A 2,191-nucleotide genomic window follows, 5' to 3' on the forward strand; every position below is an offset into this window, starting at 1 on the left:
AGCAACAGTTCCTTTTGGAAGCGTACAATTAAGCCCTGAGACAGATACGATTGCTTACAGCTTAAACGGAAAATATAATGGAGAAGTCTACAAATATTGTGCAGGATACCAATATGAAGATAAAACGATTGTAGGTTTCAGTCATACCCATTTTAGCGGAACAGGACATTCTGATTTGGGTGATTTTCTAATCATGCCTACAACAGGAAAACTACAGTTAAATCCAGGAGTAGCTTCTAAACCGGAATCAGGTTACAGATCAGCATTTTCGCATACAACAGAAAAAGCAGAACCAGCATATTACAGCGTACTTCTTGAAGATCATAAAATTAAAGCAGAACTTACAGCAACAACACGCGTTGGAATGCACCAATATACTTTTCCAAAATCAGAAGAGGCACATATTATTCTCGATTTGACCTCAGGAATTTACAATTATGATAAAAAGAATGTATGGACATTCGTCCGAATAGAAAACGATACTTTAATCACAGGATACCGCCAAACCAATGGCTGGGCAAGAACGAGAACCGTTTATTTTGCGATGTCATTTAGTAAACCAATAAAAAGTTACGGTCAGGCTGCGCAGGAAAAAAGTGTATACAGAGGTTTCTGGGGAAGATTTGATCAGACTAAAAACTTTCCGGAAATGGCAGGACAAAATCTAAAATTGTTTTTTGANNAAAATGGCATTGTCTCCTGTAAGTTCTGCCGGAGCACTACAGAATATGAAAAAAGAAATTCCGGGCTGGGATTTTGAAAAAGTCAAAAGACAAAGTCAGGAAGTGTGGAATACGGAATTGAATAAAATTCAGGTCGAAACCATTCAAAAAGAAGATTTGACCAATTTTTACACCGCAATGTATCATGCCTTTTTAGGTCCAACAGAATACATGGATTTAGATGGCAGTTACAAAGGTTTAGATATGAATGTTCATAAAGCCGAAAACTTTAAAAATTACACCAGTTATTCCTTATGGGATACGTACAGAGCATTGCATCCTTTGTTCAATATTGTACAGCCGGCCAGAAATGCAGATATGGTGAGTTCAATGTTGGCACATTCAGACCAAAGCGTACATAAAATGCTGCCAATATGGTCGCATTATGCAAACGAAAACTGGTGTATGATCGGATATCATTCTGTTTCTGTAGTTGCAGATGCAATTGTAAAAGGCAATGTGAATTTCGATGCTGAAAAAGCACTTCAGGCGTGTGTGAACACAGCGAATGTGTCTTATTACGATGGTTTAGAATATTATATTAAAAAAGGATATGTTCCGGAAGACAAAAATGGTTCATCGGTTTCTAAAACCTTAGAATATGCTTANNACAATGAGTTTATAGAAAGATCAAAAAATTATAAAAATGTTTACGATGCTAAAACAGGTTTTATGCGTCCTAAACTAAACGATGGAACTTTCAAAAAAGAATTTGATCCTCTAGACACGCACGGACAAGGTTTTATAGAAGGAAATTCATGGAATTATAGTTTGTATGTTCCTCAAGATCCGGCTGAAATGATTAAAATGATGGGAGGAAATGATAAATTCAATGTTCGTTTAGACTCCTTATTCAGCATGCACTTACCGGACAAATATTTTGAAAATACCGAAGACATTACCAGAGATGGAATTATTGGAAACTATGTACACGGAAACGAACCTTCACACCATGTGGTGTACCTGTACAACTGGACCAATTCTCCTTGGAAATCACAAGATAAAATCAGAATGATCCTGAAAAAAATGTATCGAAATGGTGCTGACGGTTTAGGAGGAAATGACGATTTCGGACAAATGAGTGCCTGGTACATCTTTAGCAGCTTAGGATTTTACCCAGTTGCCCCGGGCTCAGACGAATACGCTTTGGGAAGTCCGCTGGTAAAAAAGGCGAACTTCAATTTAGAAAACGGAAAGAATTTCGAAGTAGAGACGGTAAATCAGTCTGATAAAAATGTGTTTGTGAGTAAAGTTTTATTGAATGGAACAAAACTGGATAAGCCTTTTATCAAGCATTCAGATGTTTTAAACGGAGGAAAAATTACTTTTTATATGAGTTCTAAACCTAATAAAAAGAATTACCAAAAATAGTTAGTTTAATTTGTTTTCGGCTTCCTGCAAGGTTTTTCAAACCTTGTAGATATTTTTCTTATTTTTATAGGCTTTGTCTGTAAAGAGCCATAGGCTCG

General features: G+C 36.4%; 1 pseudogene. It reads left to right on the forward strand.

What is annotated here, in order from left to right:
* Window positions 1-2,093 (forward strand): annotated as a pseudogene (locus B0A66_RS21270) (GH92 family glycosyl hydrolase); the annotation flags it as partial.
* Window positions 2,094-2,191 lie beyond the last annotated feature (98 nt).

It is taken from the genome of Flavobacterium hercynium (genome assembly GCF_002217285.1).
Classification (GTDB): domain Bacteria; phylum Bacteroidota; class Bacteroidia; order Flavobacteriales; family Flavobacteriaceae; genus Flavobacterium; species Flavobacterium hercynium.